Annotated in this window: 25 protein-coding genes and 2 pseudogenes; 15 read left to right on the top strand and 12 right to left on the bottom strand. The window is 71.5% G+C overall.

Annotation, left to right across the window (positions count from 1 at the left end; genetic code table 11):
- Window positions 1–80 precede the first annotated feature (80 nt).
- Window positions 81–1,661, top strand: coding sequence for an LCP family protein (locus tag K7854_RS25950; protein WP_372481073.1), 1,581 nt, complete (start codon window positions 81–83; stop codon window positions 1,659–1,661).
- Here the strand turns inward: K7854_RS25950 and mgtA are convergent.
- Complete coding sequence (mgtA, locus tag K7854_RS25945; protein WP_372481072.1) at window positions 1,652–4,372, bottom strand: magnesium-translocating P-type ATPase; 2,721 nt, start codon at window positions 4,370–4,372, stop codon at window positions 1,652–1,654. The two genes, K7854_RS25950 and mgtA, sit on opposite strands and share 10 nt — an antisense overlap.
- A complete protein-coding gene (locus K7854_RS25940) occupies window positions 4,365–4,727 on the bottom strand; it encodes an ArsR/SmtB family transcription factor (RefSeq protein ID WP_226028954.1) in 363 nt (120 codons plus the stop codon). Before K7854_RS25940 ends, mgtA begins: the two co-directional genes overlap by 8 nt.
- Before the next feature lie 273 nt (window positions 4,728–5,000).
- On the opposite strand from K7854_RS25940, the gene K7854_RS25935 reads away from it, so the two are divergent.
- On the top strand, window positions 5,001–5,624 hold the full coding sequence (locus K7854_RS25935) for a TetR/AcrR family transcriptional regulator (RefSeq protein ID WP_226028953.1): 624 nt from the start codon (window positions 5,001–5,003) through the stop codon (window positions 5,622–5,624).
- Window positions 5,625–5,673: 49 nt separating this feature from the next.
- Window positions 5,674–6,531 (top strand): NmrA family NAD(P)-binding protein, encoded by an 858-nt coding sequence (locus K7854_RS25930; RefSeq protein ID WP_226028952.1) that lies wholly within the window; start codon window positions 5,674–5,676, stop codon window positions 6,529–6,531.
- A gap of 119 nt (window positions 6,532–6,650) precedes the next feature.
- On the opposite strand, the gene K7854_RS25925 is transcribed toward K7854_RS25930, so the two are convergent.
- Entirely contained in the window at window positions 6,651–7,508 is an 858-nt protein-coding gene (locus K7854_RS25925) for a helix-turn-helix transcriptional regulator (protein ID WP_226028972.1), read from the bottom strand.
- Between the two features lie 137 nt (window positions 7,509–7,645).
- Here K7854_RS25925 and K7854_RS25920 point away from each other — a divergent pair, with 137 nt between their 5' ends.
- On the top strand, window positions 7,646–8,341 hold the full coding sequence (locus K7854_RS25920; protein WP_226028951.1) for an SDR family oxidoreductase: 696 nt from the start codon (window positions 7,646–7,648) through the stop codon (window positions 8,339–8,341).
- Window positions 8,342–8,427: 86 nt separating this feature from the next.
- On the opposite strand, the gene K7854_RS25915 is transcribed toward K7854_RS25920, so the two are convergent.
- Window positions 8,428–9,195 carry a phosphotransferase gene (locus K7854_RS25915; RefSeq protein ID WP_226028971.1) on the bottom strand — a complete coding sequence of 256 codons (768 nt, stop codon included), beginning with the start codon at window positions 9,193–9,195 and terminating at the stop codon, window positions 8,428–8,430.
- 192 nt (window positions 9,196–9,387) lie between these two features.
- On the opposite strand from K7854_RS25915, the gene K7854_RS25910 reads away from it, so the two are divergent.
- The gene (locus K7854_RS25910) at window positions 9,388–9,639 is read left to right on the top strand and encodes a hypothetical protein (RefSeq protein WP_308112562.1); all 252 of its coding nucleotides are present in this window, start codon (window positions 9,388–9,390) and stop codon (window positions 9,637–9,639) included.
- Window positions 9,640–9,747: 108 nt separating this feature from the next.
- Here the strand turns inward: K7854_RS25910 and K7854_RS25905 are convergent, their stop codons facing one another.
- Window positions 9,748–10,350 carry a hypothetical protein gene (locus K7854_RS25905; RefSeq protein WP_226028949.1) on the bottom strand — a complete coding sequence of 201 codons (603 nt, stop codon included), beginning with the start codon at window positions 10,348–10,350 and terminating at the stop codon, window positions 9,748–9,750.
- A 320-nt stretch (window positions 10,351–10,670) separates the two neighbouring features.
- Window positions 10,671–11,249, bottom strand: a complete 579-nt coding sequence (locus tag K7854_RS25900) for a TetR/AcrR family transcriptional regulator (RefSeq protein ID WP_226028948.1) — start codon at window positions 11,247–11,249, stop codon at window positions 10,671–10,673.
- An 81-nt stretch (window positions 11,250–11,330) separates the two neighbouring features.
- Between K7854_RS25900 and K7854_RS25895 the strand changes: the two genes are divergently transcribed.
- From K7854_RS25895 to K7854_RS25870, 7 genes and pseudogenes are all read left to right on the top strand, one after another.
- Complete coding sequence (locus K7854_RS25895) at window positions 11,331–12,104, top strand: oxidoreductase (RefSeq protein WP_226028947.1); 774 nt, start codon at window positions 11,331–11,333, stop codon at window positions 12,102–12,104.
- Window positions 12,105–12,135: 31 nt separating this feature from the next.
- Entirely contained in the window at window positions 12,136–12,507 is a 372-nt protein-coding gene (locus K7854_RS25890) for a VOC family protein (RefSeq protein WP_226028946.1), read from the top strand.
- A 57-nt stretch (window positions 12,508–12,564) separates the two neighbouring features.
- A pseudogene (locus K7854_RS37925) lies at window positions 12,565–12,669 on the top strand (DUF6204 family protein); the annotation flags it as partial.
- A 238-nt stretch (window positions 12,670–12,907) separates the two neighbouring features.
- Entirely contained in the window at window positions 12,908–13,366 is a 459-nt protein-coding gene (locus K7854_RS25885) for a MarR family winged helix-turn-helix transcriptional regulator (protein WP_226028945.1), read from the top strand.
- A gap of 18 nt (window positions 13,367–13,384) precedes the next feature.
- Complete coding sequence (locus K7854_RS25880; RefSeq protein WP_226028944.1) at window positions 13,385–14,386, top strand: ABC transporter ATP-binding protein; 1,002 nt, start codon at window positions 13,385–13,387, stop codon at window positions 14,384–14,386.
- On the top strand, window positions 14,383–15,222 hold the full coding sequence (locus K7854_RS25875) for an ABC transporter permease (protein ID WP_226028943.1): 840 nt from the start codon (window positions 14,383–14,385) through the stop codon (window positions 15,220–15,222). Before K7854_RS25880 ends, K7854_RS25875 begins: the two co-directional genes overlap by 4 nt.
- 939 nt (window positions 15,223–16,161) lie before the next feature.
- Window positions 16,162–16,706: pseudogene (locus tag K7854_RS25870) on the top strand (SDR family NAD(P)-dependent oxidoreductase); the annotation flags it as partial.
- Between the two features lie 100 nt (window positions 16,707–16,806).
- Here the strand turns inward: K7854_RS25870 and K7854_RS25865 are convergent.
- The 4 genes from K7854_RS25865 to K7854_RS25850 form a co-directional block, all read right to left on the bottom strand.
- Window positions 16,807–17,769 carry an NADP-dependent oxidoreductase gene (locus K7854_RS25865; RefSeq protein ID WP_226028942.1) on the bottom strand — a complete coding sequence of 321 codons (963 nt, stop codon included), beginning with the start codon at window positions 17,767–17,769 and terminating at the stop codon, window positions 16,807–16,809.
- Complete coding sequence (locus K7854_RS25860; RefSeq protein ID WP_226028941.1) at window positions 17,766–18,674, bottom strand: alpha/beta hydrolase; 909 nt, start codon at window positions 18,672–18,674, stop codon at window positions 17,766–17,768. Before K7854_RS25860 ends, K7854_RS25865 begins: the two co-directional genes overlap by 4 nt.
- Before the next feature lie 58 nt (window positions 18,675–18,732).
- On the bottom strand, window positions 18,733–19,626 hold the full coding sequence (locus K7854_RS25855; RefSeq protein WP_226028940.1) for an SDR family NAD(P)-dependent oxidoreductase: 894 nt from the start codon (window positions 19,624–19,626) through the stop codon (window positions 18,733–18,735).
- A gap of 74 nt (window positions 19,627–19,700) precedes the next feature.
- Window positions 19,701–20,462: an SDR family oxidoreductase gene (locus K7854_RS25850; protein WP_226028939.1), complete on the bottom strand. Its 762-nt coding sequence runs from the start codon at window positions 20,460–20,462 to the stop codon at window positions 19,701–19,703.
- A 134-nt stretch (window positions 20,463–20,596) separates the two neighbouring features.
- Between K7854_RS25850 and K7854_RS25845 the strand changes: the two genes are divergently transcribed.
- Entirely contained in the window at window positions 20,597–21,523 is a 927-nt protein-coding gene (locus K7854_RS25845; protein ID WP_226028938.1) for a LysR family transcriptional regulator, read from the top strand.
- A gap of 421 nt (window positions 21,524–21,944) precedes the next feature.
- Window positions 21,945–23,174 carry an alpha/beta hydrolase family protein gene (locus K7854_RS25840; protein WP_226028937.1) on the top strand — a complete coding sequence of 410 codons (1,230 nt, stop codon included), beginning with the start codon at window positions 21,945–21,947 and terminating at the stop codon, window positions 23,172–23,174.
- 137 nt (window positions 23,175–23,311) lie between these two features.
- Here K7854_RS25840 and K7854_RS25835 read toward each other — a convergent pair whose 3' ends face one another.
- Complete coding sequence (locus tag K7854_RS25835; RefSeq protein WP_226028936.1) at window positions 23,312–23,947, bottom strand: TetR/AcrR family transcriptional regulator; 636 nt, start codon at window positions 23,945–23,947, stop codon at window positions 23,312–23,314.
- A gap of 235 nt (window positions 23,948–24,182) precedes the next feature.
- On the opposite strand from K7854_RS25835, the gene K7854_RS25830 reads away from it, so the two are divergent.
- Entirely contained in the window at window positions 24,183–24,755 is a 573-nt protein-coding gene (locus K7854_RS25830; protein ID WP_226028935.1) for a TetR/AcrR family transcriptional regulator, read from the top strand.
- On the opposite strand, the gene K7854_RS25825 is transcribed toward K7854_RS25830, so the two are convergent.
- Entirely contained in the window at window positions 24,730–25,671 is a 942-nt protein-coding gene (locus tag K7854_RS25825) for an SDR family oxidoreductase (RefSeq protein ID WP_226028934.1), read from the bottom strand. The genes K7854_RS25830 and K7854_RS25825 overlap by 26 nt on opposite strands.
- Between the last annotated feature and the right edge of the window lie 28 nt (window positions 25,672–25,699).

Below are 25,699 nucleotides of genomic sequence, written 5' to 3'. Positions count from 1 at the left end.
GCAACTATACAACTGTGGGGGTGGGGTCAGTCGTCCCCTCCGTATGAGCCGAATGGACGAGGACGTATGAGGACGCGCCAGTGACCAGCACGCACGATCGCACCAGCCCTTCCCGCCGTCGGCGCCGCGCGGATCCGCCCCGCCGCGGTGGATCCAGCCGGCGCCGTGCCTCGACAGCGCGGCGCCGACGGCGCAGCCCGCTGCGGATCACGCTCCTGACCGCCCTGGCCGTGACGGTGCTGGGCACGGCCGGTCTGGGGTGGATCTATCTGAAGCTCAGCGGCAACATCGACACCTTCGACGGCGACGGCCTGTCCAAGAACCGTCCGGAGGCCGGCTCCGCCAAGGGCCAGAACGTCCTCGTCATCGGCTCGGACGCGCGCACGGACGGCAACAGCGCGCTGGGAGGCGGCAGCAAGGACGACGTCGGCCGCTCCGACACGGCGTTCCTGCTGCACATCCACGCCGACCACAAGTACGCGACAGCCGTCTCCATCCCGCGCGACACCCTGCTGACCATCCCGCCGTGCAAGCTTCCCGACGGCACCTGGACGACGACGCAGACCGACGCGATGTTCAACTCGGCGTTCTCGGTGGGGCAGACAGCGAAGGGCAACCCCGCCTGCACCCAGAACACGGTCGAGAAGCTCACCGGTCTGCGCGTGGACCACACCGTCGTCGTCGACTTCAAGGGCTTCGCGGCACTGACGGACGTCGTGGGCGGGGTGGACGTGTGCCTCCCCGGCGACGTGTACGAGAAGGACCTCAACCCCCACCGCACCACACAGGGCCGACTGCTCTTCAAGAAGGGCGAGCAGACCGTCGCCGGGCAACAGGCCCTCGACTACGTACGCCTCCGGCACGGCATCGGCGACGGCTCGGACATAGGCCGCATCAAACGCCAGCAGGCCTTCGTCGCCAGCCTCATCGGCAAGATCAAGAGCAACGGGCTCACGCCGACCAAGCTGCTCCCCCTCGCCGACGCGGCCACCAAGTCGATGACCGTCGACCCGGGCCTGGGCACGGCCGACAAGCTGATCTCCTTCGCGATGTCGTTGAAGGACATCGACCTGCACAGCACGAAGTTCGTCACCATACCCTGGCGGTACGAGGGCAGCCGCGTCGCGATCGTCGAGCCGGACGCCGGGCGGTTGTGGGCCGCGCTCAGAGCCGACCGCACCATCGACGGCACCGATGCCAGCGGCAAGAGCACGGCACAAACCTCCGCATCCGCATCCGCCTCGCCGAAGGCGGAGGCCGAGGCAGAGGCAGAGGCAGAGGAGCAGGTGTCCGGCGACGGCATCGAGGTCGCGGTCTACAACGGCACCACCGTGCCCGGCCTGGCCTCGAACGCCGCGGCGACGCTCACCGAGCACGGCTTCACGGTCACCGGCACCGCCAACGCGAACAGCCAGGACCATGCCACCACCGTGATCGAGTACGGCGCGGGCCTCGAAGCCCAGGCCCGGACGGTCGCCGCGGTCTTCTCCGGCGCTCAGCTCCGGTCCACCGGTGGGTCCGGCGTCCGTGTGGTCCTGGGCGCGTCCTACGCCGCCGGCGGCAGCTCCGCCGCGCCCGGACCGACCACCGTGCCCTCCTCCGTCGCCGACGGGGCCCGCTCCGCCGACGACGACCTGTGCGCGGACCTGTCCTACGGGTGACGTCGGCCGCGGGCCGGACGGATGCCGCCGGGCCAGCGCCGTTGCCGGTCGTCGTAACGGATCCGCGCCGCCGTCAGCCCGGCCGCGTAGAGCACGAGGACGACGGCGAGCAGCACGTAGTACAGGACCGGCAGGGCGGTGAGGCCGAGCATGGCGCCCAGCGGCGAGACCGGTAGCAGCAGTCCCACGGCGGTCAGCGCTGCCGCCGCCCAGGCGACCGGGCCCGGGACGCGCCCCGCGCCGCGCAGGATCAGCATCACCAGGGCCTGGGTGACCAGGTTCTCGGTGAACCAGCCGGAGTGGAAGACCGCCTCGTCGTCCAGGCCGTCGGGCCCGTACAGGGTGAGGGCGAGGACACCGAAGGTGGCCAGGTCGGCGACGGCGTTGAGCAGGCCGAAGCCGGTGATGAAGCGCAAGAGCCCGCGCGGACGCAGCAGGGTGGGACGGTGCAGCGTCCGCGGATCGGGCCGGTCGTGGGCGAAGGCGAGCTGGGCCGCGTCGAAGCAGAGGTTCTGGGCGAGGACCTGGGCCGGGAGCATCGGCAGGAAGGGGAGCAGCAGCCCCGCTGCGAGCATCGCGATCACGTTGCCCAGGTTCGAGGACAGGATGATGCGCAGATAGGTGGCGATGTTGGCGCCGGAGTGACGCCCCGCCGTGATGGCGTGGTCGATCGCGGTGAGGTCCTTGTCCGCGAGGACCACGTCGGCACTCTCCCGGGCGACGGCCACGGCGTCGCGGTGGACGATGCCGACGTCGGCCGCGTGCAGGGCCGGCAGGTCGTTCACACCGTCGCCGAGGAAGCCGACGGTGTGCCCGCCGGAGCGGAGGGCGGCGGCGATCCGGGCCTTGTGTTCGGGAGTGCAGCGCGCGAAGACGGTGGCACGCGGTGCGGCAGCGGCGAGTTCGTCGTCGCCGAGCCCGTCGACGTCCCCGGCGGTCAGGACGGCCTCCGGAGCGACCTGGACGCCCAGGTCGCGGCAGGCCCGGACAGCGGTCCCCGGGTGGTCGCCGGTCAACAGCTTGACCGTGACGCCTCGGTCCGCGAGGGCGGCCAGCGTGTCGGCGGCGGTGGGCGCCGGCGCGTCCCGGAAGGTGACGAAGCCCCGGAAGACCAGGCCGCGTTCGTCGGCCGGGGTGTAGTCGCGGGTGCGAGCGGGGCGTTCGGCGGTGGCGACCGCCAGCACGCGCAGACCGTCCTCCGCCAGCGCGGTGGCGCGGGCGGACAGGCCGTCTCGCTCGTCCTCCGCCAGCGCGCAGCGCTCCAGAACGGCCTCGACGGCTCCCTTGACGACCAGCGTGTGCGTGCCCAGCCGGCCCGGCGTGCGGACGACCGCGGTGGCCAGGCGCCGCACCGGGTCGAAGGGCAGAACCGCCACCGCGTCGTGCGCCCCGAGGGCGTCCTCGTCCACGGCGTCCAGGACTGCCTCGTCGAGGGCGTCCGGGGCGGGCAGATCGGCCAGATGGAGGGTCGACCAGGCGTTCACCGCGGCCCAGCGCAGCGGTTCGAAGTCTTCGGTGCCGTCCGGGCCGAGCGCGCGGTGGACGACGGGACGGTCCTGGGTGAGGGTGCCGGTCTTGTCCAGGCAGAGCACGTCGACGGCGCCGAGGTCGTGCAGCGCCGTCAGCCGTTTGACGATCACCCCGTGCGTACGGGCCAGCAGCGCCGCCGCGCGGGCCATGCAGGTGGAGACGATGACCGGCAGCATCTCCGGGGTCAGCCCGACCGCCACCGCGACGGCGAACGGCACCGTTTCCAGGCCGCGCCCGCGCAGCGCGGCATTCGCCATCAGGACCAGCGGCGGGGTCAGCAGCACGAACCGGATCAGGGTCCAGGCGATGCCGCGCACGGAGCGGTCGAAGGCGCTCGTCTCCCGCTGCACGGCGAGGCGGCCGTGGGCCCCGGCGAACCGGGTCCGCGCACCGGTCGCCACGACGACCGCCGTGCCGCTGCCGGAGGCGACGCTGCTGCCCTGGAAACAGAGGCGGGGATCGTCGAATCCCCCCACTCCCGGATCCGCGCCTCGCGCGCGGGGCCCCGTACGGGAACCGGCCGCGACCGGCACGTCGCCGGCGTCCTTGGCCACGGGGACCGACTCCCCGGTGAGCGCGGCCTGATACACCGTCAGCCCGCGGGCGCGCAGCAGCCGTACGTCGGCCGGGACCGGATCCCCCGGACCGAGGCGGACCACGTCACCGGGCACCAGTTCGTCCACCGGGATCTCACGCGCCACGGGAGCCGCGTCGTCCTCCGTACGGCGCTGGGTCGCGGCGGTGGTGGCGACCATCTTGCGCAGCGTGGCCATGGAACGGTCGGCCCGATGCTCCGGGGTCGCGCGCAGGACGCAGCTGACTCCGACGAGCAGCAGGATCACGCAGGCCGTGCCCCACGAGGCGACGACGGCCGACACCAGGCCGAGGCATCCCAGGACCGCCGTGAACGGGTCCCGCAGGCTACGGACGAAGAGCCGCGGCCACGAGGCGCCGCGATGTACGGGAAGCGTGTTCGGCCCGACCCGTGCCAGCCGCTCCTGGGCCTGCGCCTCGGTCAGTCCGCGCGGGCTGCTGTCGAGTCGCCGCAGCACCTGCAGCACGGTCGGAACCTGGGGGCCGGCGACCGGGGCGCCGGCGGCCGCGAGGTCCCCCCGCGCCGACGCGGCGCCGTGAGCCAGTCCTGCACCGCCGGGCTGCGACGCCGGGGCCGGCTCACGCACCGGACCCGCGCAGCCGGCGCACCGGGGCGGATGCGCCCTGGGCGCGGGCGGTGAGCTGGCCGACCATCAGGCGCACCACCGTCACCACGTCGGAGTCGTCGACGAAGTAGACGACCCGTCGGCCTTCCCTGCGGGAGCGCACCAGACCGGCGAGTTTGAGCTTCGCCAGGTGCTGGCTGACCGCGGGCAGCGCCCCGCCCACCCGGTCCGCGAGGTGGCTCACATCACTCTCGCCCTGCGACAACGCCCACACGATGTGCAGCCGGGCGGACGACGCCAGCAGCCCGAACGCGGCGGCCGCCTCCGTCAGCACCTCGGTGGGCGGATCCCCGGAACCACCGACGTCTGCCGCCACAGTCCCTCTCCCATTCACCCTTGATCATCAGCTCTGTGCTCTGCGCCGACCAGTCTAGGTGCCCGCATTCGTCGGCCGCGGTCTCACCGGAGGCGGCGGCACCGGCTCAAGGCGGCGGGGCAGATGTGGGCGAGGGGCCGGGCCCGTACGGGACTGAGGTCGGGTCGATGCGGATGTCATCGTCGTGGCCGTCAGCGCTTCCGAGTTGCCGCAGGTCTGCCTTCCGAGTTACTTTCGATACGCAACCGTAGCGTATCGAAAGTAGGTGTAGGCGTGGCCAGTGCATCGAGTGGCTCGCGCAGTACTGGCACGGTTCGGCCGCCCGTCCCGGGACGGCCGCGTGACACCAGCCGTGACCTGGCCATTCTTGAAGCAACGCTGGCGCTGTTGACCGAGGTGGGCTACGAGCAGCTGTCCATGGAAGCGGTTGCGGGCCGTTCCGGGGCAGCGAAGACGACGATCTACCGTCGCTATCGTGACAAGGCCGCGCTGGTCACGGCCGCGGTCGAGCACCGTTCGCATGCCACGCCTCCTGAGCCTGACGCGGGTGACCTGAGAGGCGACCTCCTCGGGCTGGTCACCTGGCTGAGCCAGCAGATCGCGGGGCAGGAGATCGGCCTGCTGGGGGCGTTGTTCACCGGGATGCGCAGCGATGCGCGTCTCGCGGAGGAGATGCGCCGCATTCTGCGTCGGGACGAGGCGGCGATGACCGACGAGCCCCTGCGCAAGGCCATCCGGCACGGAGAACATCTGGCCCCCCGGGCTGCCGAACTGTTCGCCGAGGTCGCCCCGGCCATCATCGTCCACCGCATCGTGATCGCGGGCGAGCCGTGCGACGAGGCGTTCATCGAGCATCTCGTCGACGACATCCTGCTGCCGCTCCTGCGCAGCCACTGACACCACCCCGCCTGCCCCGGCGCATCGCGGAAACGAAAGGAAGGCCCTCATGATCGTCGTCACCGGAGCGACCGGCGCCCTCAACGGCGCCACCGTCGAACACCTCCTCAAGCGCCTGCCCGCCGAGCGGATCGGCGTCAGCGTCCGCGATGTCGCCAAGGCACAGCACTTCGCCGACCGCGGCGTGCGGGTACGGCAAGGCTCCTACGAAGACCCGGCCGCGCTCCGGCACTCCTTCGAGGGCGCCGAGCAGGTCCTGCTCGTCTCCTCCAACGACCCGCACGCCGATGCCGTCGCCCTGCACCGTGTCGGCATCGAGGCCGCTGTCGCGGCCGGAGCCGGGCGCATCCTCTACACCAGCCACCAGGGCGCCGGTGCCGACAGCCCCTTCCACCCGGCCCGTGACCACGCCGCCACCGAGCAGCTCCTGGCCGACTCGGGCGTCGCCTGGACGGCACTGCGCAACGGCTTCTATGCCCACAGCCTCGCCTGGCTGCTGGGCCCTTGGCGGCAGACCGGCACCATCGCCGCTCCGGCCGACGGACCGGTCTCGTGGACCGACCGCGCCGATGCCGCCGAAGCGGCAGCGGTCATCCTGGCCGGAGACCGCACCTTCGACGGCCCGGTCACGCTCACGGCCGGCCAGGCCGTGACATTCGACGACATCGCCGCGATGGCATCGGCGGCCAGTGGCCGTGAGGTCACGCGCGTGACGCTGGACGACGAGGCGTGGGTCGCGGACAAGGTCGCCGCCGCTGCTCCGGAGGCGATGGCGCGCATGACGCTCACCACCTTCCAGGCCGCCCGCGAAGGCCGCTTCGCGGGAGTCGATCCGCTGCTCGCCGAGCTGCTGGGCCGCGAGCCCCGCGGCGTCACCGACCAGCTGGCGGACCCGAACGCCGCCTGAAAGCTGTCGTCGGTGGTCGGTGGTCGGTGATCGGTGATCGGTGGTTGGTGGTCGGTGGTTGGTGGTCGGTGGTCGGTGCGCCGGCTGCGGGCCTGGGGGTCGAGTGCGCCCGCCGACTGCTATCCCGGGGTGCTGTCTTCGGTCATGGTCTGGGTGCCGATGACGTCGAGGAGCCGGAGTCGGTCGGCGGCGTCGCTGCCAGGAGCGGCGGTATAGGCGACAATGCGCAGATCGCTGCCGGGAGCCGTCAGCACGTCACAGTCGAAGGTGATTGCGCCGGCATCGGGGTGATGGACGGTCTTGGTGTCCGACTCATGGACCCCCACGATGCCCGTGTCCCACAGCCGTGCGAAGCCGGTGCTGACACCCCGCAGGTCCTTGATCAGGGAGCGCAGGCCGGCATCGGCGGGGTAGCGGGCGGTCGCCGCCCGGAGATCGGCGACCACGGCCTCCTCGAACCGGGCCTCCTGCTCGGGGGTGTGGCTGACCCGGCTGGGCAGGTCGGCGAAGTGCCGCCAGGCGATGTTGCGCTCGCGTCCGCGCAGCGCGGACGGGTCTCCGAACAGGGCCGCCCACAACGGGTTCCACAGAATCAGGTTCCAGGCGGCGTCATGCACGCTCAGCGGTGAGCCGTCCAGCTGGTCGAGCAGCCTTCGGACCCCCGGTGGAATGTGCGCCGGCAGCTGCCCGGGACCCGGCGCCGGCTGGCCCGCGAGGAGAAACAGGTATTCACGCTCGGCTGCCGACAGCCGCAGGGCACGGGCCAGCGCGGACAGGACCTGCGCCGACGGGGAAGTGGCCCGGCCCTGTTCCAGGCGGGTGATGTAGTCCACCGACAGGCCGGCGAGCTGGGCCAGTTCCTCGCGGCGCAGTCCGGCGGCCCGACGTACCCCGCCCGCGGACAGTCCGACCGTGGCAGGGGCGATCCGGTCCCGCCAGCCATGCAAGGCTCTGCCCAGTTCTCTGGATTCGCTCACCGTCCCAGTATCGCGCCGCCGCGCCTGGACAGCCTGGTACTGCTGGTCCACTGGCTGAGGCGGGCACTACCTGTTCGTCTGCGGTGCGACGACGGTGGAGACATCACCGACCCACCGATCACCACCGGAGTGAGCACATGACCACCACGTTGATCACCGGAGCGAACAAGGGCCTCGGTTTCGAGACGGCTCGCCGCTTGATCGAGGCCGGGCACACCGTCTATGTCGGGGCACGCGATGCCCACCGCGGCCGAACGGCGGCTGAGAGGCTCGGCGCCCGCTTCGTTCAGCTCGACGTCACCGACGAGGACTCCGCCAAAGCCGCCGCCGAATTCGTCCGCGCGGACGCCGGCCACCTCGACATCCTGGTCAACAACGCCGGGATCGTGGGCGCGCGCAAGCCGGTCGGCGAGGTCACCGGGGCCGACATGATGACCACGTACGACACGAACGTCTTCGGCGTCGTGCGCGTCACGCACGCCTTCCTGCCCCTGCTGGAAGCAAGCGACGCCCCGGTCGTCGTCAACGTCAGCAGCGGTCTGGGCTCGCTGGCGGCGTGCGCCGACCCCAGCCGGGTGGAGTTCCAGGTGACAGTGCTGGACTACAACTCCTCCAAGACCGCGCTGGTCATGGTCACCTCGCAGTACGCCAAGGCGTTCCCCGCCATCCGGTTCAACGCCGTCGACCCCGGCTACACCGCCACCGACCTCAACGGCCACCGGGGCACCCAGACCATCGAGGAGGGCGCGGAGATCATCGTCCGCATGGCCTCGATCGGCGCCGACGGTCCGACCGGCGGCTTCTTCGACAGGACCGGCCCGGTCATCTGGTAATGATCCGGTCGCTGATGCGTGGGCGATGGCGCCCAGCGGATGGGTCGGGACGTAAGCCGGCCGCTCATCTTGGACCTCTGAGCCCGTCAGTTCGACAGGGCAGCCGTGAATACCTCGTGGTGGGCCGCCAGCCACCCCTGGATGCGGTCCCAACGTTGCCAACCACCGCGCTCGGACAGCGCCCGGGTGTAGACGAGGTCGTCGGCGGCCACTCGGTCGGCGACGAAGGCCCGGCAGGATGCGGTGGCCTGTTCGATGACGCCGGGCAGTTCAGCGCGGTCCTGTGGGGAGAGGCCGTAGCTGTCGGCGAGGATCCGCAGTCGCGTCGGGGCGTCCAGTCCCGTGGGATAGAGAGCCGCCGCAGACGCGGGATCGAGCATGGGTACCCAGTACCGGGCGGTCATGGCGACGTCCCACACTGCTCGGCCGGGGGCCGCCATGTCGAAATCGATCAGCGCTGCGGCACGGCCATCGCGGAAGACGACGTTGTCCGGGCACACATCGTTGTGGCACAGCATCGTGCCTCCCACCGGGTCGGCCAGGGATCGGGGCCACTCGACGGATGCGTCGACCGCGATGGCCGAGCTGGCGTCGTGCAGGCGCCGCAGCAGGGTTCCCACCGATCTCAGCGCGGTCTCGGTCATCACCCAGCGCGGAAACGGCGGTAGAGCGACGTCGCCGGGAATGAAGGTCAGCTGCTCGCGGCCGTTCGCGGTGAGACTGACCGGCCTGGGAGCCGCGTCGAACCCATGCCCTTCGAGCGCGCGGAGATGAGCATGGAGGGCGCGCGCGGTGGGCGGCGCCGGGCGTTCCACCAGGGCACCGCGGCGGAAGACCGCGCCCGCGTTCACCATGCCGCCGACCAGGGCTTCGCCCTCTGCAGTCCCGCCCTCAGCCGTCACGTCGATCACGCTACCGTCAGGCCGGCTGTCTGTGGGACGGTCCCGAAACACGCTTCGAACCAGGCCCTGGGCCGAAAGCGGATCCCGGGCTGTGAATGATCATGGTTCATGTTTCATGGGTCGGGGAGACCTCACGGACGTGCCGTGGGCGGTGCCGGAGGCCGCCACCGTCCACTATCCGCCACCGAGGGCCGCTCCTGGCTCCTCGCGCTGGACGGCACCGGCGCCTGGCCCGCACCCCTCACGGACGACGCCGCACCCGCCTCCGCTTCGGCCACGGGCACGGCCGAGCAGCTGCTTCTCTTCGTCTGGGGCCGCCTCACGCTCAACGACCTGAAGATCGAGGGCGATCCGCGGATCTTCGAGCAGCTGATCGCCTGGGAGCCCGAGGAGTAGCCGCCGAACACCGACAGCGGACGGCCAGTACGGCTTTCCCCAGCTCATGCCCGAGCGCCCCCGCCCAGCCGGTCGCCGGGTCCGAAGCCCAGCTCCGTGGCCCTTCGGTCAGGACCCGCCGACGGCGGTGCCGAACAGGGGGTCGAGCGGATCGCCCTCGTACCCCACGACGAGGCAGGCTGCGGCGACCGGCCCCCGGGAGAGGGCGACGAGCCGGGCGAGGGCAGCCGCCTCGGACGGCAGCTCGGCCGGATCGAGGCCGAGCGCGCGGGCTGCACGGTCGCGCCGCTGGTCGAGGTCCGGCACGTGGGCTCGGTACTCGTCAGCGATCAGCTGGAGTTCTTCGGCCGTGCGGCCGGGGGCATCCCGCCACCACGGTGCCACGAGACACAACCTGACCAATTCCGGCAGTCCGAGAGCCAGCGGCCCGGCTTCGCCGTCGAGGCCGACGTACACCACCGGGCGTTCCTCTCCGCCTTCGCCGACGAAGCAGAACGCGTCCCCTGAGCCCGCCCGCGCGAACTGTTCCAGCCGGGCGCCGGAGGCGAGGCGAATCCCGTCCTCCAACTCGTGATCGGCCGGATCTGTCGCGTCGAGGTCCGCGACCCCGGCGAAGTACGCGACGACCTCCTCATCGGCGCCCAGGAGAGGCAGCAACGCATCGGTGCGGGCACCGAGACCGGGGCTTGCCGGCGTTGTCGATCCGTTCACCCGGCAACCGTAACCGGGGCCGCCGCTCCCGCAGTGGCCGGAGGAGATCTCCTCCGCCGTGGAGGCCGGACGCCGCTCGCCGGTCCGCGCGGAACCGGCCGGCTCTGCAGGGCCAGGAAGGCCATCAGCCGCTGACCGCCCGGGCCGAGGGGCACCACGCTGTCCCCGCGGCGCACTGTCCCCGCGGCGCAATTCGGATCCGCCGTGCGGCGCGACGTGCCGCACGGCGGACCTGTCCTCGGCCGACCGGTGCGCCGGCGTCCGACGGTGCCCGGTGCCGGGCCCCCGGCACGGCAACCGCGGCGTCGCGAGGCCCCGGTTCAGGCCGCCTGCGGGGCGCCGTGGCGCAGGCCGTCGAAGAGGAGGGCGGTGATCTGCCGGGCCTCGGCCAGCCAGCCCTCCGTGGCCCGCATCCCGCAGATGCCGCCCAGGGCGCGCAGCAGGGTGGGGCCGGTGACGTCGTCCCGGACGGTGCCGGCCGCGCTGCCTGCGTGGAGCAGCAGGGAGAGGGCGTCGGCCATGCGCGTGCGTGCGTCGTCGAAGACCGGCGAGTCCGTCGCCATGATGGCCTCCAGGACACTGGACATCCCCTTGCCCACCGCCGCGTGGTCCACGAGCAGCAGCAGGAAGCGCCGCAGCGCCTCCTCCGGGGGGTGCTGGTCCAGCAGTTCGCCGGGCGCGGCGCACAGGACGTCGACCTCGGTGCGGTAGACCTCCTCGATCAGCGCCTCGCGGGTTTCGAAGTGGCGGTAGAGCGTTCCGATGGCGACGCCGGCGCTGCGGGCGATGTCCTTCACGTGCGCGTCGGTGTCACCGGCGAGGAAGGCCTGTCGGGCCGCGGACAGCAGTGCCTCGCGGTTGCGTTGCGCGTCGGCGCGCAGCGGGCGGGATGCCGGCAAGGGAACCTCCATAAGGTGAGTCCGGTTCCGTTTAGGTGTACTGTTTCCGGAGTCAGGTTCATCTTACGGAGGGGAGCCCCCATGCCCGTCACGGACAACAGCCTCGACGGCCTTCGGGTACTGATCACGGGCGGCAGCCGGGGCCTGGGCGCGGCGACCGCCCGCCGCTTCGTCGCCGCGGGCGCGAGAGTGCTGACGGCCTCCCGCAGCCGACCCGAGGAGGACAGCGGCGCCACGTTCCTGGCGGCGGACCTCTCCACGCGGCAGGGTGCGGCCGACCTCGGCCGCCGCGTCGTCGAGCTGGCGGGCGGTGTGGACGTACTCGTGAACAACGCGGGCGCGGCGAGCGCCCCCGCGCCGACCCTGAGCCGGTCGGACGAATCCTGGCAGGCGGACCTGGAGATGAACCTCCTGAGCGCCGTGCGCCTGGACCGGGCCCTGGTGCCGGGCATGGTCGAGCGGGGTTCCGGCGTCGTCGTGCACGTCTCCTCGATCGCAAGCCGACTGCCCCAGCGCACCGAGGCGTCCTACGCCGCCGCCAAGGCCGCGCTCAACACCTACAGCCGCGAACTGGCCACCGAGGTCGGCGAGCACGGGGTGCGCGTGGTCTGCGTCCTGCCCGGCTTCGTCGTCACCGACGGAGCCACCGCCCACCTGAAGCACATGGCGGACGAGCAGGGCGTCACCACCGACGAGGTCACGCAGCAGATCGTGGACCGCCTGAAGGTCCCCATGGGGCGTCCAGGGGATCCCGAGGACGTTGCCGAGATGATCGTCTTCCTCGCCTCCGGCCGCGCGAAGTGGCTCACCGGAGCGCAGTTCCGCGTCGACGGCGGCATCATCCCGACCGTCTGAGCAGCCACCGACAGCACGAACAGGACACTCCATGGCCATCACCCTGACCTCCGTGGTCGTCGACGCCGCCGACATCGAAAAGGAGAGCTCCTTCTGGCACCGGCTGCTCGGCGGCTCCCTCACCACCCCCACCCCGACCCACCACTTCGTCCAGGCCCCGGGCCTCCCGGTGATCGTCGTCCAGTCGGCCCCCGGCCACACCGCCCCCGACTGGCCGGACGGCGGCCTTCAGCAGATGCACCTCGACTTCGGTGTCGACGACCTCGCCACCGCCGACCGCGCGGCCATCGACGCCGGCGCCACCCGACTGCGGCCCGCCGACGGGGGCACCCCGCAGACCCGCACCGGCAGCCGCGTCTACGCCAGCCCTGCCGGACACCCCTTCTGCCTGCGCTCCGGCTGAGCCCGCCGCCGCCCGCGGGGCCGCGCCGGCGGGCCCCGGGTCCGGGCGGATCCGGCCGAGCGCGGCTACGGCTACAAGAACCTCAGGAGCAATGCCGAGGACCTCTCCCAGGCACCGTTGGGCAAACGGCAGCGCCACGCCGCGGCCCAGAAGAACGTCTGACCCTGCAGCGGCACTCTCTTCGCCCGCCCGTCGGGGACGTCTCCCCGCGATCCGTCTCTGACGGGGTGCCCGCACCGCTGAGTACCAGCAGGTCCGGCAGCTTTCGCGCAGGCCGACGTCCTTGGCCGCGCGAACTGGTTCTGAGCATCCAGCGCGAGGGCTCTTTTGCAACCATGAACTTAACGAATCCTTGACTGCTCAAGCATAGTGATATGCTTGAGCAGTCAAGGAGGTGGCAATGAGTGATGCACTGGATGCGTCGCTGCGTCTCGTCCGGGCCCAGGTGGCCCTGGTGAAGCGATTCGACACAAGCCTGTCAGGGCTGCACGGCGTGAGCCTGGCCGACTTCACGATGCTGCTGCGCCTGGGAGAAGCGCCCGGCGGACGGATGCGCCGCGTGGACCTGGCCGAGAAATTGGGGCTGACCGCCTCCGGGGTGACCCGGGGGCTGGCTCCGCTGGAGCGGATCGGACTGGTCATGCGCGAAACGGACGCCCGCGACGGACGTGTGGCCTATGCCGCACTGACCGACACCGGCCGCGAACGCCTGACGGACATGCTCGCCACCGCCGAGCAGATCGCCGCCGAGACCTTCGCCGCCCCTCTGTGGAGCAAGGAGGACATCGGCCACCTGTCCGCCCTGCTGACCCGCCTCGGCGGCACCGGGCTTCCCGGCCACGGAGCCCCGCCCCCGTAACCCCGTAGGAGTACCCCCATGAAGACCGCACCTGCCCTCCACCACCAGCCAGTCACCCTGACCGACACCGCGACAGCCATCCGTACGGAGGGCCTGCGCAAGGTCTACCAGCGAGGGCAGGACAGCCTCGTCGCCCTCGAAGGGCTGGATCTCACGGTCGACAAGGGCGAGTTCTTCGGCCTGCTCGGCACCAACGGAGCGGGCAAGTCCACCACGATCGGCATGCTCACCACCCTGGTCACACCCACCGCCGGAAGCGCTTGGGTTGCGGGCCACGAGGTCAGCGCCGATCCAGTCGGTGTGAAGTCCCGCATCGGCGTCGTCTCCCAGGCCAACACCCTGGACCGCGCGCTCACCGTGCTGGACAACCTCGCCTTCCGCGGACGCTACTTCGGCATGTCCGCATCGGCCGCCCGTCGTCGGGCGCTGGAGCTCCTGGAGCAGCTCGCTCTCGCCGACAAGGCCAGTGCGAAGGCCCACCATCTCTCCGGTGGCCAGGCCCGCCGGGTCATGATCGGCCGGGCCCTGATGCACCTGCCTGAGGTGCTCTTCCTGGACGAGCCGACCGCCGGCGTCGACCCCCAGGCGCGCGAGGACCTCTGGCAGATCATCGGGAGCCTGCACGAGGGCGGCCAGACCGTGGTGCTGACCACGCACTACCTCGACGAGGCCGAAGCTCTGTGCCAGCGCCTCGCCGTCATCGACCACGGGCATCTCCTCGCCTGCGACACCCCCGAGGCGATCAAGGCGACAAGCGGCGCGCAGACCGTCATCACGGTCCGCTACGACGCCGCTGCCGAACCGGTCGCAGACGCGGTACGCCGCATCCCCGGCGGCCCGCACGTCGTCATCGTGGACGGCCCGAACATACAGGTGCGCACCACGCGCCCCGACGGTGTGCTGGGTCACTTGTTGCGCGAAGGAGGAGCCGCGGGTCTGACCGTCCGCGACGCCGCCACCACACCCCCCAGCCTCCAGACCGCCTTCCTCACCCTGACCGGACGTGACTACCAGCCATGACCACCTCGACCCTCGACCCAACCGCCCCCCGCCTGCAGTCGTCCCGCGGGGCGGCCTGGCGCGCCTACCGGGCACTGACCGCCCGCGACCTGTACGTCCTCGGCCGCAACCTCCCGGTCCTGCTCCTGCAGGTGGGTCTCCAGCCGCTGCTCTTCACCTTCGCCTTCGCGTACGTGATGCCCAGCATCGGCAGTGGACTCGGCGGAGCGACATCGTTCTCCACGATCCTGCTGCCCGGCCTGATAGCCAGCACCCTGACGCTGCAGAGCATCATGTCCGTCACCGGGCCGCTGGCCGCCGAACTCGGTCCCGGCCGCGAGATCACCGACCGCGCTCTGGCCCCGCTGCCCATCTGGGCTCTGGGCCTCCAGAAGATCACCTCATCGGCGATCTTCGGCCTGGTCTCATCCCTCGTCGTCGTCCCGATCGTGTGGCTCGTGCACGCCCCGGGCGCCGCGCCCCAGGTACAGGTCGGCAACTGGCCCCTGCTCGTCGTCACACTGGTCCTCAGCGCGCTGCTCGCGTCCACGCTCGGGCTGCTGCTCGGTACGGCGATCGACGCCTCCGCCTTCGGGGCGCTGCTGGGCCTGCTCCTGGCCGCAGCCACGATGCTGGGCTGCGTCTACTACCCGTGGACCGCGCTGGACTCGATCGGCTGGGTCCAGGTCCTCACGCTCGCCAACCCGCTCGTCTACATGAGCGAGGGCCTGCGTGCGAACCTGACGCCCGCCACCGGTCACATGCCGACCTGGGCCTACCTCACCGTCCTCACCCTCGGCACGGCTGCCCTCGGCTACCTCGCCCTGCGCCGCTTCACCCGGCGGGTCCGGACCTGAGGGCACCTGCCGCAGTAAATGCCGGACTTACTGCGGCAGCGCCCGGAAGGGCAGGGCGGTCGTGGCGATCGAACCGGTGACCGAACCCGGGAGCAGGGGGCGCGCTCCGGCTGCCGCGCGCCCGGGTCGTGCCGTTTTCCGCCCCGCCCTCGTCGTACACGATGGTGGTGTCCAGGACCACCAGCAGCTGAGCCAGGCCCAGCATGGCCAGGATGCGGCCACGAGGGGCGCGGGCGCGCCCGTGCCGTCGGGTTCGAGGGTCGGGGCGGATGCGGTACTCACGACGCACTCCGGATCGAGGGAGAACCAGCAGGAGAGAAGGGGGCGAGCCGGGCACGGGCGTGGCTCGCCCGTGGGCACGAGGGCTCGCCCGGGGCCCACGGGGCGGCGCCTTCCCGCGGGTCAGGGGCGGCGGGCGATCCAGGCAGTGCGGGTGGTGGTGACGCTCAGGTCGTTGCGGCGGGCGATGCCGTGCGGCTGGGTCTTGTCGAGGAGGGCGTCCAGGGCGAGGAGGTCGTCCGCATCGAGGGCGTCGGCGGCGTGGGAGCGCAGCTTGTCCAGGCAGGTCTGGGCGTAGTCGTTCAGGGCCGGTCCTGCCTGGGCGTGCTTGAGACGGATCTCGAAGTCCCGCTTGTCGACCGTGAACCCGGCGTCCTCGAGCCGGCCGGTCCATTCGGGGGGGCGGCCGGGTGTTCGTGGCGCCGTGCAGGCGGGCCTCCAGGCCGGGCCGGCCGACGCCTGCGTCCTCGGGCAGGAACCGGGGGAAGAAGTCCATCTCGGTGGCGAGCAGCGTCCGCCGTGCGCACGGCAACCGCCCCGCGCACGGCGGAGCAGTCGGCACTGTCAGGCCCCGGGGCCCGCAGACGACGCCCTCGGCCGGCCCGATAGCCCTCGCCCAGGCAGGGGAGGACCGGGCCACACCGAAAGCACAGGCACCTCATGAACATCTCCTTCGACGGAAAGACCGCGCCGGTCACCGGCGCAGGCTCCGGCATCGGCCGGGCAACGGCCCAGGCATACGCGAGGGCCGGTGCCTCGGTGGTCCTGGCGGACCTCGACGAAGCCGCGGCACAAGCCGCCGCATGAACTGACCTCTCAGGGCCACCAGGCCATCGCGGTGCGCTGCGACGTATCCGACGAGACCGATGTGGCCGCCATGGTCACGCGGACGGTGTCCGTCTTCGGACGCCTGGACATGGCCTTCAACGGAGCCGGCCTGCACGTCCCGGTCACCGAGACGGCGGACGCCCTCGCGGAGGACTTCGACCTCGCCATCGCGGTGAACCTGCGCGGTGTGGAACTGCATGAAGCACGAGCTGCGCCAGATGCGCCAGCAGCGCAGCGGAGCGATCGTGAACCGCTCGTCACAGAGCAGCATCGTGGGCACTGCCGGCCTCGGCGCCTGCACCGCGTCCAAGCACGGCGTGATCGGTCTGACGAAAAGCGCTGCCCTCGAATACGCGCCCAGGGGTATCCGGATCAACGTCGACCAGCGCGAGACAGCCCGGCTGAAGTCCTGGCGAACCGTGGGGCGGGCGGCTGACCTCGGGCTCTTCAAGATCCTCGACAGAGTCATGCTTCGGTTCAAGCGTCGTTGCCCTCGGCGCTGTTGAGGACGGAGTCGGGGAGGAGGACGACCTTGCCCAGCGGGTGGTCGTGTTCCAGGTGGGTGAAGGCCGCCCGGACCTCGTGCAGCGGGTGGGTCCGGCTGATCGGCACTTCGATCCGGCCGGCCGCCGCCAGCTCGGCCAGCTCGGTCAGCACCGCCCGGCTGGTGCCCTCGGCACTGCCCTGGGACCGGGTGCCGAGCGCGGCGGCGGCGTCGTAGTCGAGTGTGTTGGCCCTGCGTGGCGGCACTCCCAGGGAGAGTGCGATTCGCGGGTAGTCGCCGCCGTGGAAGTCGAGGAAGGCGTGCGCCGTGCCTGCCCCGTCGCCCTCGATCGCCCGGCGGAGGCGTTCGGTGACTCCACTGCCGTAGTGGACGAGGGCGGCGCCCTGGGATGCCAGCCAGTCCTGGTGCCGCGGGGAGGCGATCGCGATCACGTGTGCCCTGCGCAGGCGCAGGAGTTGGACGGCGATGGTGCCGACGCCGCCGGTGGCCCCGCTGACCACGACCGTCTCGCCGGCCCTCGGGTCGATGGCGGTGACTGCGGCCCAGGCGGTACTGCCCGCGACGTAGAGGGCGCCGGCGGCGGTCCAGGGAAGCTCGTCGGGCTTGCCGACGAGCTGGTCGTGCGGGACGACGACGTACTCGGCGTGGCTGGACCGCTCCCAGGACCAGCCGAGGACCGCGTCCCCGGGCGCCCAGTCGGTCACCGCCGACCCGGTCGCGGTGACGGTGCCGGCGAGGTCGCTGCCCTGTCCGGAGGGGAACGTCGCGGGGAACCGCTCGTGCAGGGCCCCGGTGCGGATCTTGGCCTCTCCCGGATTGATCCCGGCGGCACGCACGTGTACCAGCACGTCGCGCGGGCCCAGCGGACGCGGTTCGACGTCTTCGACGCCGAGTACGTCGATGTCTCCGTAGCGGTGGAAGCGTACGGCTTTCACGGGCGTCCCTCCGGACGGACATGGCTGCCGATGAAGGCGGCGACTTGGTCGAGGGCCTGCGCCGCCTCGTCGACGAGCGGGGCGAACCCCTGGAAGACGTGCGGCGCTCCGGGGAATGTCCGCAGAGTGACCGGGACGTCGGCGTGGGCGGCCCGGGCGGCCAGGCGCAGGGCGTCGTCGAGCAGGATCTCCCGGCCGCCGGCCTGGATCAGCAGCGGCGGCAGACCGCGCAGATCGGCGTGCAGCGGGCTGGCCAGCGGGGTGCGTGGATCCGCCCCGGCGAGGTAGTCGGCGGCCCGGGTCTGAAGGGCCCGGCGGGTGAGTGCCGGATCCGCGGCGGCCCGGGTCGTCATGGTGCCGCCGGACTGGGTGAGGTCCGTCCACGGGGACAGGACGCTCGCGGACGAGGGCTGCGGCAGCCCCGCGTCGCGGATCGACAGCAACAGCGCGAGGGCGAGGCCTCCGCCGGCCGACTCGCCGGTCACCGCGATCGAGCCGGCTGGAGTGCCTCGGTCGAGCAGCGTTCGGTAGGCGGCGAGGGCGTCGTCGACGGCGGCCGGGAAGGGAGACTCGGGGGCGAGCCGGTAGTCGACGGAGAGGACGGTCGCGGCGGTGCGCCGGGCGATCTCCGAGACCAGGCCGACGCTGGCGGCGGCGGAGCCGATCGCGTAGGCGCCGCCGTGGAAGTACAGCACGGTGCCGCCCGTCGGCCCGGTGGCGCCGGCGCGCACCTCGACGGCGGGTACCCCGCCCAGGTCGGTGGTCCGGGTGCGGACGTCGTCGGGCACCGGCGCGGAGCCGAGTATCTCGTCGAAGACGCGGCGCATCTTCGCCAGGTCGCCGCCCAGGTCCAGCGGCGAGTTCAGCAAGAGGTCGGAGACGGAGTCCAGTTGGCTGCGGGTCATGTCGTCGTTTCCCTGCGAGAGGAGGTGGTGTGGTCGGTGGCGGAGCGGGCGCGGGGGCCTACATCTGGGCGACGTGCAGGACCTCCTCGAAGCCCATGCGTCGCACGAAGTCCGAGCGCGCCTCCAGCACTGCGGAGTTGGCCTGCTCGACCAGGGAGTTGGTCAGGTCCACCACGCTGCGGAAGGGGCGCTCGCCGAAGGGCAGGGACAGGATCCTGGTGATCTCCTCGGCGACCACCACAGGGTCGGCCTGCGTGCCCGGGGTGAACAGACTTTCCGTGGCCTGCTCGTTGCGGGCGACCAGCGAGTCCAGAGTCCGGTATCCGGCGGTGACCCCGGTGTCGTCCGCGGGCCGTCCCGCTTTGGGGAAGTGATCGGTGCCCTGGGTGAAGGCCCCGGGCATGACGATCACCGTCTCGATGCCGAGCGGAGCCACCTCGTAGGAGGTCACCAGGGCCAGCGCGTCCATCGCCGCCTTCGACACCACGTACGGGCCGAGGAACGGCGGTGTGGTCACCGGGATGGTGCTGCCCACGTAGAGGAGCGTGCCGCTGCCCTGTGCGCGCAGGTTGGGCAGCGCGGCGCGGTTGAGCCGTTGGACGCCGAGGGTGTTGACGTCGACCAGGTGGGCGATCTCCTCGGCGGTGAACGCCTCGACGTAGCCGGTGACGAGGTGCCCGGCATTGTGAACGACGACGTCGAGCGCCCCCGCGTTCTCGAGCACGGCCGCCACCGCACGGTCGGCGGACTCCTGCGAGGCGACGTCGAGTTCGACCACGTGCAGGTCGAGCCGCTCGACCTCGGCCAGGCGCTGCAGCTCCCCAGCGGGGGCGGAGTTGCGGGTTTCGGGGGCGCGCATCGAGGCGTAGACGCGGTGACCGGCCCGGGCCAGTGCTCGCGCGGTCAGGTTGCCGATGCCGGTGGCGGCACCCGTGATGAGCACAGTCGACATGACGGGTCTCCTATATCGGAGGAGTGAAGGGAAGGAAGGGAGAGAGTGCAGGGAGGCGGAAGTGGCGGAGAGGATCAGACGATGCCGCCGTTGCTGAACAGCACTTGCCCGTTGACCCAGCGTCCGGCGGGGCCGGCCAGGAAGGAGACGGCCTCGGCGATGTCCTCGGGGGTACCGAGCCTCTCCAGGGGCGCGGCTGCCGCGATCTTGGCGATGAGCTCCTCGCTCTTGCCCTCGACGAACAGCGGTGTCGCAGTGGGCCCGGGGGCCACCGCGTTGACGGTGACATCCCGGCCGCGCAGCTCGCGTGCCAGGATCAGCGTCATGGCCTCGACCGCGCCCTTGGCTGCCGCGTAGGCGCCGTAGCCGGGCTGCCGGAGCCGGGTCACCGAGGTGGAGAAGTTGATCAGCGCGCCGCCGGGACGCAGCCTGCGGGCTGCGAGCTGGGAGACCACGAAGGTCCCGCGGACGTTGACCCGGTGCATACGGTCGAAGGCTTCCAGCTCCATCTCGGCGAGCGGGGCCAGCAACATGATCCCCGCGGTGTTGACGACCACGTCGACACCCCCGAAACGTTCCTCCACGGCGTCGAAGAGCCCGGCCATCTCCGTCGGCTCGGCGACGTCGCCGGGCAGGGCCACCGCCGTGCGGCCGGCTGCGGTGACCGACTTGACGACCGCCTCGGCCTTCGTAGCGCTGCCCGCGTAGTGGACGACGACAGCCATGCCGTCCGCGGCCAGCCGTCGCGCGACCGCACCTCCGATTCCGCCAGAGCCACCTGTCACCACGGCCACCCTTGGCCGGCTGGATCCGTCCCTCGATACCGCGTCGTTCATCTCTGCTCCTGATCCGACGTCCGGCGGACGCCCGGCACTGTGCGAGTCGCGGACGGTCCCGCCCGGCGACGAGATCAACCCTCCGCCGCCTGCAATCATCTGTCCAATGCATGATTGTGATGTACATTATTCGGATGGTGCATATTGAACGGGTCGACCTCAACCTGCTGGCTCCGCTCGCCGCACTGCTGGAGGAGCGGCATGTCTCGCGTGCCGCCGAAGTTGCCGGAATGAGCCAGCCGGCCATGAGCCGGGCATTCCAGCGGCTGCGGGCCACGCTCGGCGACGAGCTGCTGGTGCGCACGCCGGGCGGGTACCGGCTCACCCCGCGGGCCGAGCGCGTCCAGCGTCAGCTGCGGGCAGTCCTGCCGCGGCTGGAGAGCCTGTTCGCCCCGGAGGACTTCGACCCCGCCGAGGCCGCCGAGGTGTTCCGGATCGCGGGTACCGACTTCACCCAGGTCTTCGCGCCCGCGGTCTTCCAGCGCGTGTTCCGGGAGTCACCGCGCTCCACACTGCACTTCCGGACCTGGCACGACGCCATTTACGAGGACGTCGACCGCGGCGTCGTCGACCTGGTGTTCTTCGCCAGGTCAACGCCACTCACCGCCCTGCACACCGAACATCTCTTCGATGACCGGTTCGTCTGCGTGCTCTCCGTGGACCACCCGCTCGCCGAACGCCCGGCGATCGCCCTGAAGGAGTACCTGGACGCCACCCATGTCGTCGTCGGCACCATCGGCGAGCGCCAGACCGCGATCGAGCAACGCCTTGAAGACCTCGGCGAGCGCCGCCGGGCCGGACTGACCGTCCCCTACCATTCCCTGGCCCTGCGCTCGGTCCTGGGCACCCGGCTGATACTCACCCTGCCCGCGCGGCTGCTCGAGGAGCAGGTCCCAGACCCCGGCATCCGGATCCTGCCCGCCCCCGAGGAAATCCGCCCGCTGGGGTATCACATGGCCTGGCATCCCCGGCTCGACGGCGACCCGGGGCAACGCTGGCTGCGGAATGCCGTGCGCGCCGTCATCTCCGAACTGACGCAGCAGGAAGACCCGTTGTCCTGAGTGCCGCACCGGGCGTGACCCCTGTCGGCCTCGGGCCCGGTCTGCTGCATCACAGCAGTGACACCGGAATCGTGGATCTCCTCGGTGCCGCGCTCCTGGTGGCCTTCTCCTGCGCCGTCACCCGTGGAGTGGTTCAGGAACTCGGTCCAGTCGCAAGCAGCGCGCCCATGAGGCCCCGGCGTCGTGCAGGGCCGGCAGGCAGTGCTCCGGGCGCACATTGTGTGCCATACGGAAGATTTGCACCCCGTGGCAGTGAGCCCTACTCTCAGTAAGAGAATAATCCATCTCTTAGTTGGCCGGCGGCGGACTCCCCTTGACGGTTCTGCCGCTGCGCGACGCGTAGAAGGCGTGCTGCTGGTGAGCGGTGGCACACGAACCACGCTCGGCGGTCGGCGAGGGTACTGACGACGGATCTGGGGCGATGAACATGGGCACGGAGACCGGGACGCGTTCCGACTTCTTCACCGATGCGCGGATGAACGGGATGACGCGCGCGATGCTCGGCCGGGTGTACACCGGTGCGGCGGATACGGGCGAGACGCTGACGACGGTCGACCGCATCGCCGACGGCGATCTGGAGTCATGGGCGGCCGAGTGGGAGGCGACCGCTGACCGGGTCGCCGCGATCGGCGACGACTGCGTGGCCCGGGGCCACCGGTTCAGCGGCCGCGCTGCCCTGTTGCGGGCGGCCACGTACTACGCGGCGTGCGTCCTGGTGGTCGACGGGTGCAAGGAGCCGGAGGTCCTCCGCACGCGCATGTTCGCCGCGTATCGCCGGTGCTGGGAGCAGTACCTCGGGCTGCTCGACAATCCGCCCGAGCCGCTCGACATCCCCTACGACGGCGGGACCATGCCCGGCTGGTTCTTCGCCGCTCCGGGCGAGGGCGTCAAGCCGACGCTGGTGATGGTCAACGGCGCCGACGGCGCGGCGAGCTACCTGTGGCCCGGGTACGGCTCGGAGGCGACCCTGCGCGGCTACAACGTCGTGATCTTCGACGGGCCCGGCCAGCAGCGCATGCTGTTCGAACGAGGGGTCCCCTTCCGGCCCGACTGGGAGAACGTCGTCACCCCGGTGGTCGACGCGACCCTGGGACTGCCCGGCGTGGACCCTGAACGCCTCGCCCTCTACGCCGTCAGCCAGGGCGGCTACTGGGCCCCGCGCGCCCTGGCGTTCGAGCACCGTTTCGCGGCCGCGGTCATCGACGACGGCGTGGTCAAGGTGGCCGAAGCCTGGCATGCGATGCTGTCGCCCGAGCTGAAGGAACTCCTCGACAGCGGGGAGCGGGACGCGTTCAACGCGGCGATCGAGGCGCTCCCGCCCCGGGTCAGGTGGATGTTCGACTGGCGGGCCAACCCGTACGGCCGCGCGACCTACTACGACACCTTTGTCGAGGCCGCCCGCTACGAGATCACCGCGGAGCTCGCCGCACGGATCACGACGCCGGTGCTCATCGCCGATCCCGACCAGGAGGGCTACTTCGCCGGCCAGCCCAAGCGCCTGTTCGACATGATCCCCGGCAAGAAGGAGCACGTGCGCTTCACCGAGGCCGAGGGCGCCGCCGGGCACTGCGAGCCGATGGCCCGGTCCCTGGCCGCCCAGCGGTTCTTCGACTTCCTGGACGACCACGTCGGCCTCACCGCCGCCCACTGAAGCATGCACCCGGTCCCGTGGGCGCGAACGAGGACAAGACGCCACCGGAACCGGCGTTCGAACACCCGGCACGACGGCCTCTCCGTCACAACGAGGGGGGCCGCCGCCGCGCCCGGCAGCCTGCGCCGGGCGCGGGGTCAGGAGGGTTCCGGCGAGTCCGTTCCCGTGCTGTGGTGACGGGCCAGAGGCAGGAAGATCTCGTCGACGACGGACTGGATGCGGTCGGCGCTCAGCGCCTCGAGGTCCATGAGCAGGTCGTGGCGCACCAGGTCGAACGGGAGGGCGAGCACCGCGGCGGGGATCCGTGGCAGGTCGATTTCGCCGCGGTCGTGGGCGCGCTGATAGAGGGTCCGCACCCGCTCGGGGCGCTGTGGGCCGAGGATCCGGTCGCGCACCTGGGTGGTGGTGAGCCCGGTGCTGGCCAGCAGCCCGGAGAAGGCGGCGGCCGTGGCGATCGCGAAGTACCCGGCGCGGGCCGTGCCCATGCCGGTCAGGGCGTCGAGCAGGTCGCCGCGCAGGGAGCCGGTGTCGGGCAGGCCGACCGGATGGGTCAGCCGGTAGTGCTCGAGCGCGGCGAGGGTGAGCTCGTCCTTGTTGGGCCAGCGGCGGTACAGCACCGCGACACCGGTACGTGCCCGCTGAGCCACCGATTCCATGGTCAGCTTCGCGTAGCCGGCCTCGACCAGTTCGTCCCAGGCGGTGTCCAGCAGGGCGGCCTCGAGTTCAGGTCCACGACGACGCCGGCGGGACGGAGAGGCGGCAGGTGTACTCACCCTTCCACTATAAGGAAGCCTTCCATCCCTTATGAGGGGGGTCGCCGTCGATGCCCCACTCGCGGAGGCTCGTCCGCCTCGGGTGCGGGCAAACGATCCCAAGGCGTCGGTGCGGCGGGTCAGCGCTGGTGCCTCACTTATCGTAGGGGGCATGACCACGGAGCCGCTGAAGCATCAGTTCGCTCACATGCGCGCTGACAGTGCGACGGTCCGGCCCGGGGGTCGAACCGCGCGTGTGGGTCAGGCCGTCATCGACGCGACCATCGCGGAGTTGGGCGAGTGCGGTTACCGCGCGCTGCGGATCGAGGCGGTGGCCGAGCGCGCCGGGGTGAACAAGACGACGATCTACCGGCGGTGGAGGGACAAGGCGGGTCTGGTGTCCACCGCGCTGATCGAACGGCAGAGCGAGGTCGCGCCGCCCCCGGACACCGGGAGCCTGCGCGAGGACCTCCTCGCCCACCTGCGGGACATCCGCGAGGTACTGCACCAGCCGGGCGTCGCCCGGCTCATGCAGGAGGTGGGGCAACGCACCGCCGTGAAGGACGACGTCCGCGAGGTCCTCGACACGATCTGGTCAGTGCGTCTGGAGCTCTCCCGGACCATCTTCGTCCGGGCCGTCGAGCGAGGGGAACTGCCGGCCGGCGCGGATCCCGACTTCCTGCTGCAGGCGACGTCCGGCCCGCTGTACTTCCGTCTGCTCATGCTCGGACGCGACCTCGACGACGACTTCCTGGAGAAGACCGCGGACTTCGTCATCAACGGCGCGCGCATACCGGAACGACTCAGCCCGGAGCCACCGAACTCCTGAAGTAGTGCCCCTGTTCCAGGTCGTCGAGAAGGCCGGGCCGCACGGGCTGCCAGCCGAGTGCATCCCGGGTCAGTGCGCCGGACACCGGAATGTCCAGCCCGACCAGGCCCCCGAGCCAGTCGAAGTGCCGGTCGGCGTCTTCGGCGGCCACCGGCGACACCGGGACGCCCAGGTGCCTTCCGATCACCTCCGCGACGGAGCGGAACGGCACCCCTTCCTCGGCGACGGCGTGCAGGGTGGTGCCCGCCGGGGCCCTTTCCAACGCCAGGCGGAACAGGTGCGCGGCGTCGAGCCGGTGCACCGCAGGCCAGCGGTTCGACCCGTCCCCGAGGTAGCCGGAGGCTCCCGTCCGCCGGGCGATGCCGACGAGTTCCGCGATGAAGGCGGGGTCTCCCTCGCCGTGGGCAGTCGGCGGCAGCCTCACGATCGAGGAACGAATCCCGCGGGAAGCGAAGGACAAGGCCAGCTCGGCGGTGGCCAGTCGGGCCGCCGGGCTGTTGGCGCCCACCTCGGCCGGGCCGATCTCGTGTCCGTCACGTTCGGTCGCCACTATGCCCTCCGGTGCAATGCCGCCCGTCCCGACGGCGACGACGAGCGGCCGGCCGGAACCCGCGAGCGCCTCACCGAACGCCTCGACGGCGCTGCGCTCCTCGGCCGCGGCCGTCCGGAAGTCCCCGCCGAACGCCTTCGCGTGGTCGAACGCGAGGTGGATGGTGCCGTCCGCGGCGTCGGCAGCCGCTCGCAGGAGGTCGCGGTCGTCGAGGGTGCCGCGCCTGACCTCGGCCCCGGCCGCGGCGAGGGCGTCGGCCGACGCGTCGGAGCGTGCCAGCCCGCTGACCCGGTGGCCGGACGCGATCAACTCGGTGACGACGGCGGAACCGATCGAGCCCGTCGGCCCGGTGACGAAAACATGCATGGAAGAACTCGCTCGAAGTTGAAGGGCT

It is taken from the genome of Streptomyces hyderabadensis, assembly GCF_020404845.1.
Classification (GTDB): Bacteria; Actinomycetota; Actinomycetes; order Streptomycetales; family Streptomycetaceae; genus Streptomyces; species Streptomyces hyderabadensis.
This window is presented reverse-complemented; position numbering and strand designations above follow the sequence as displayed.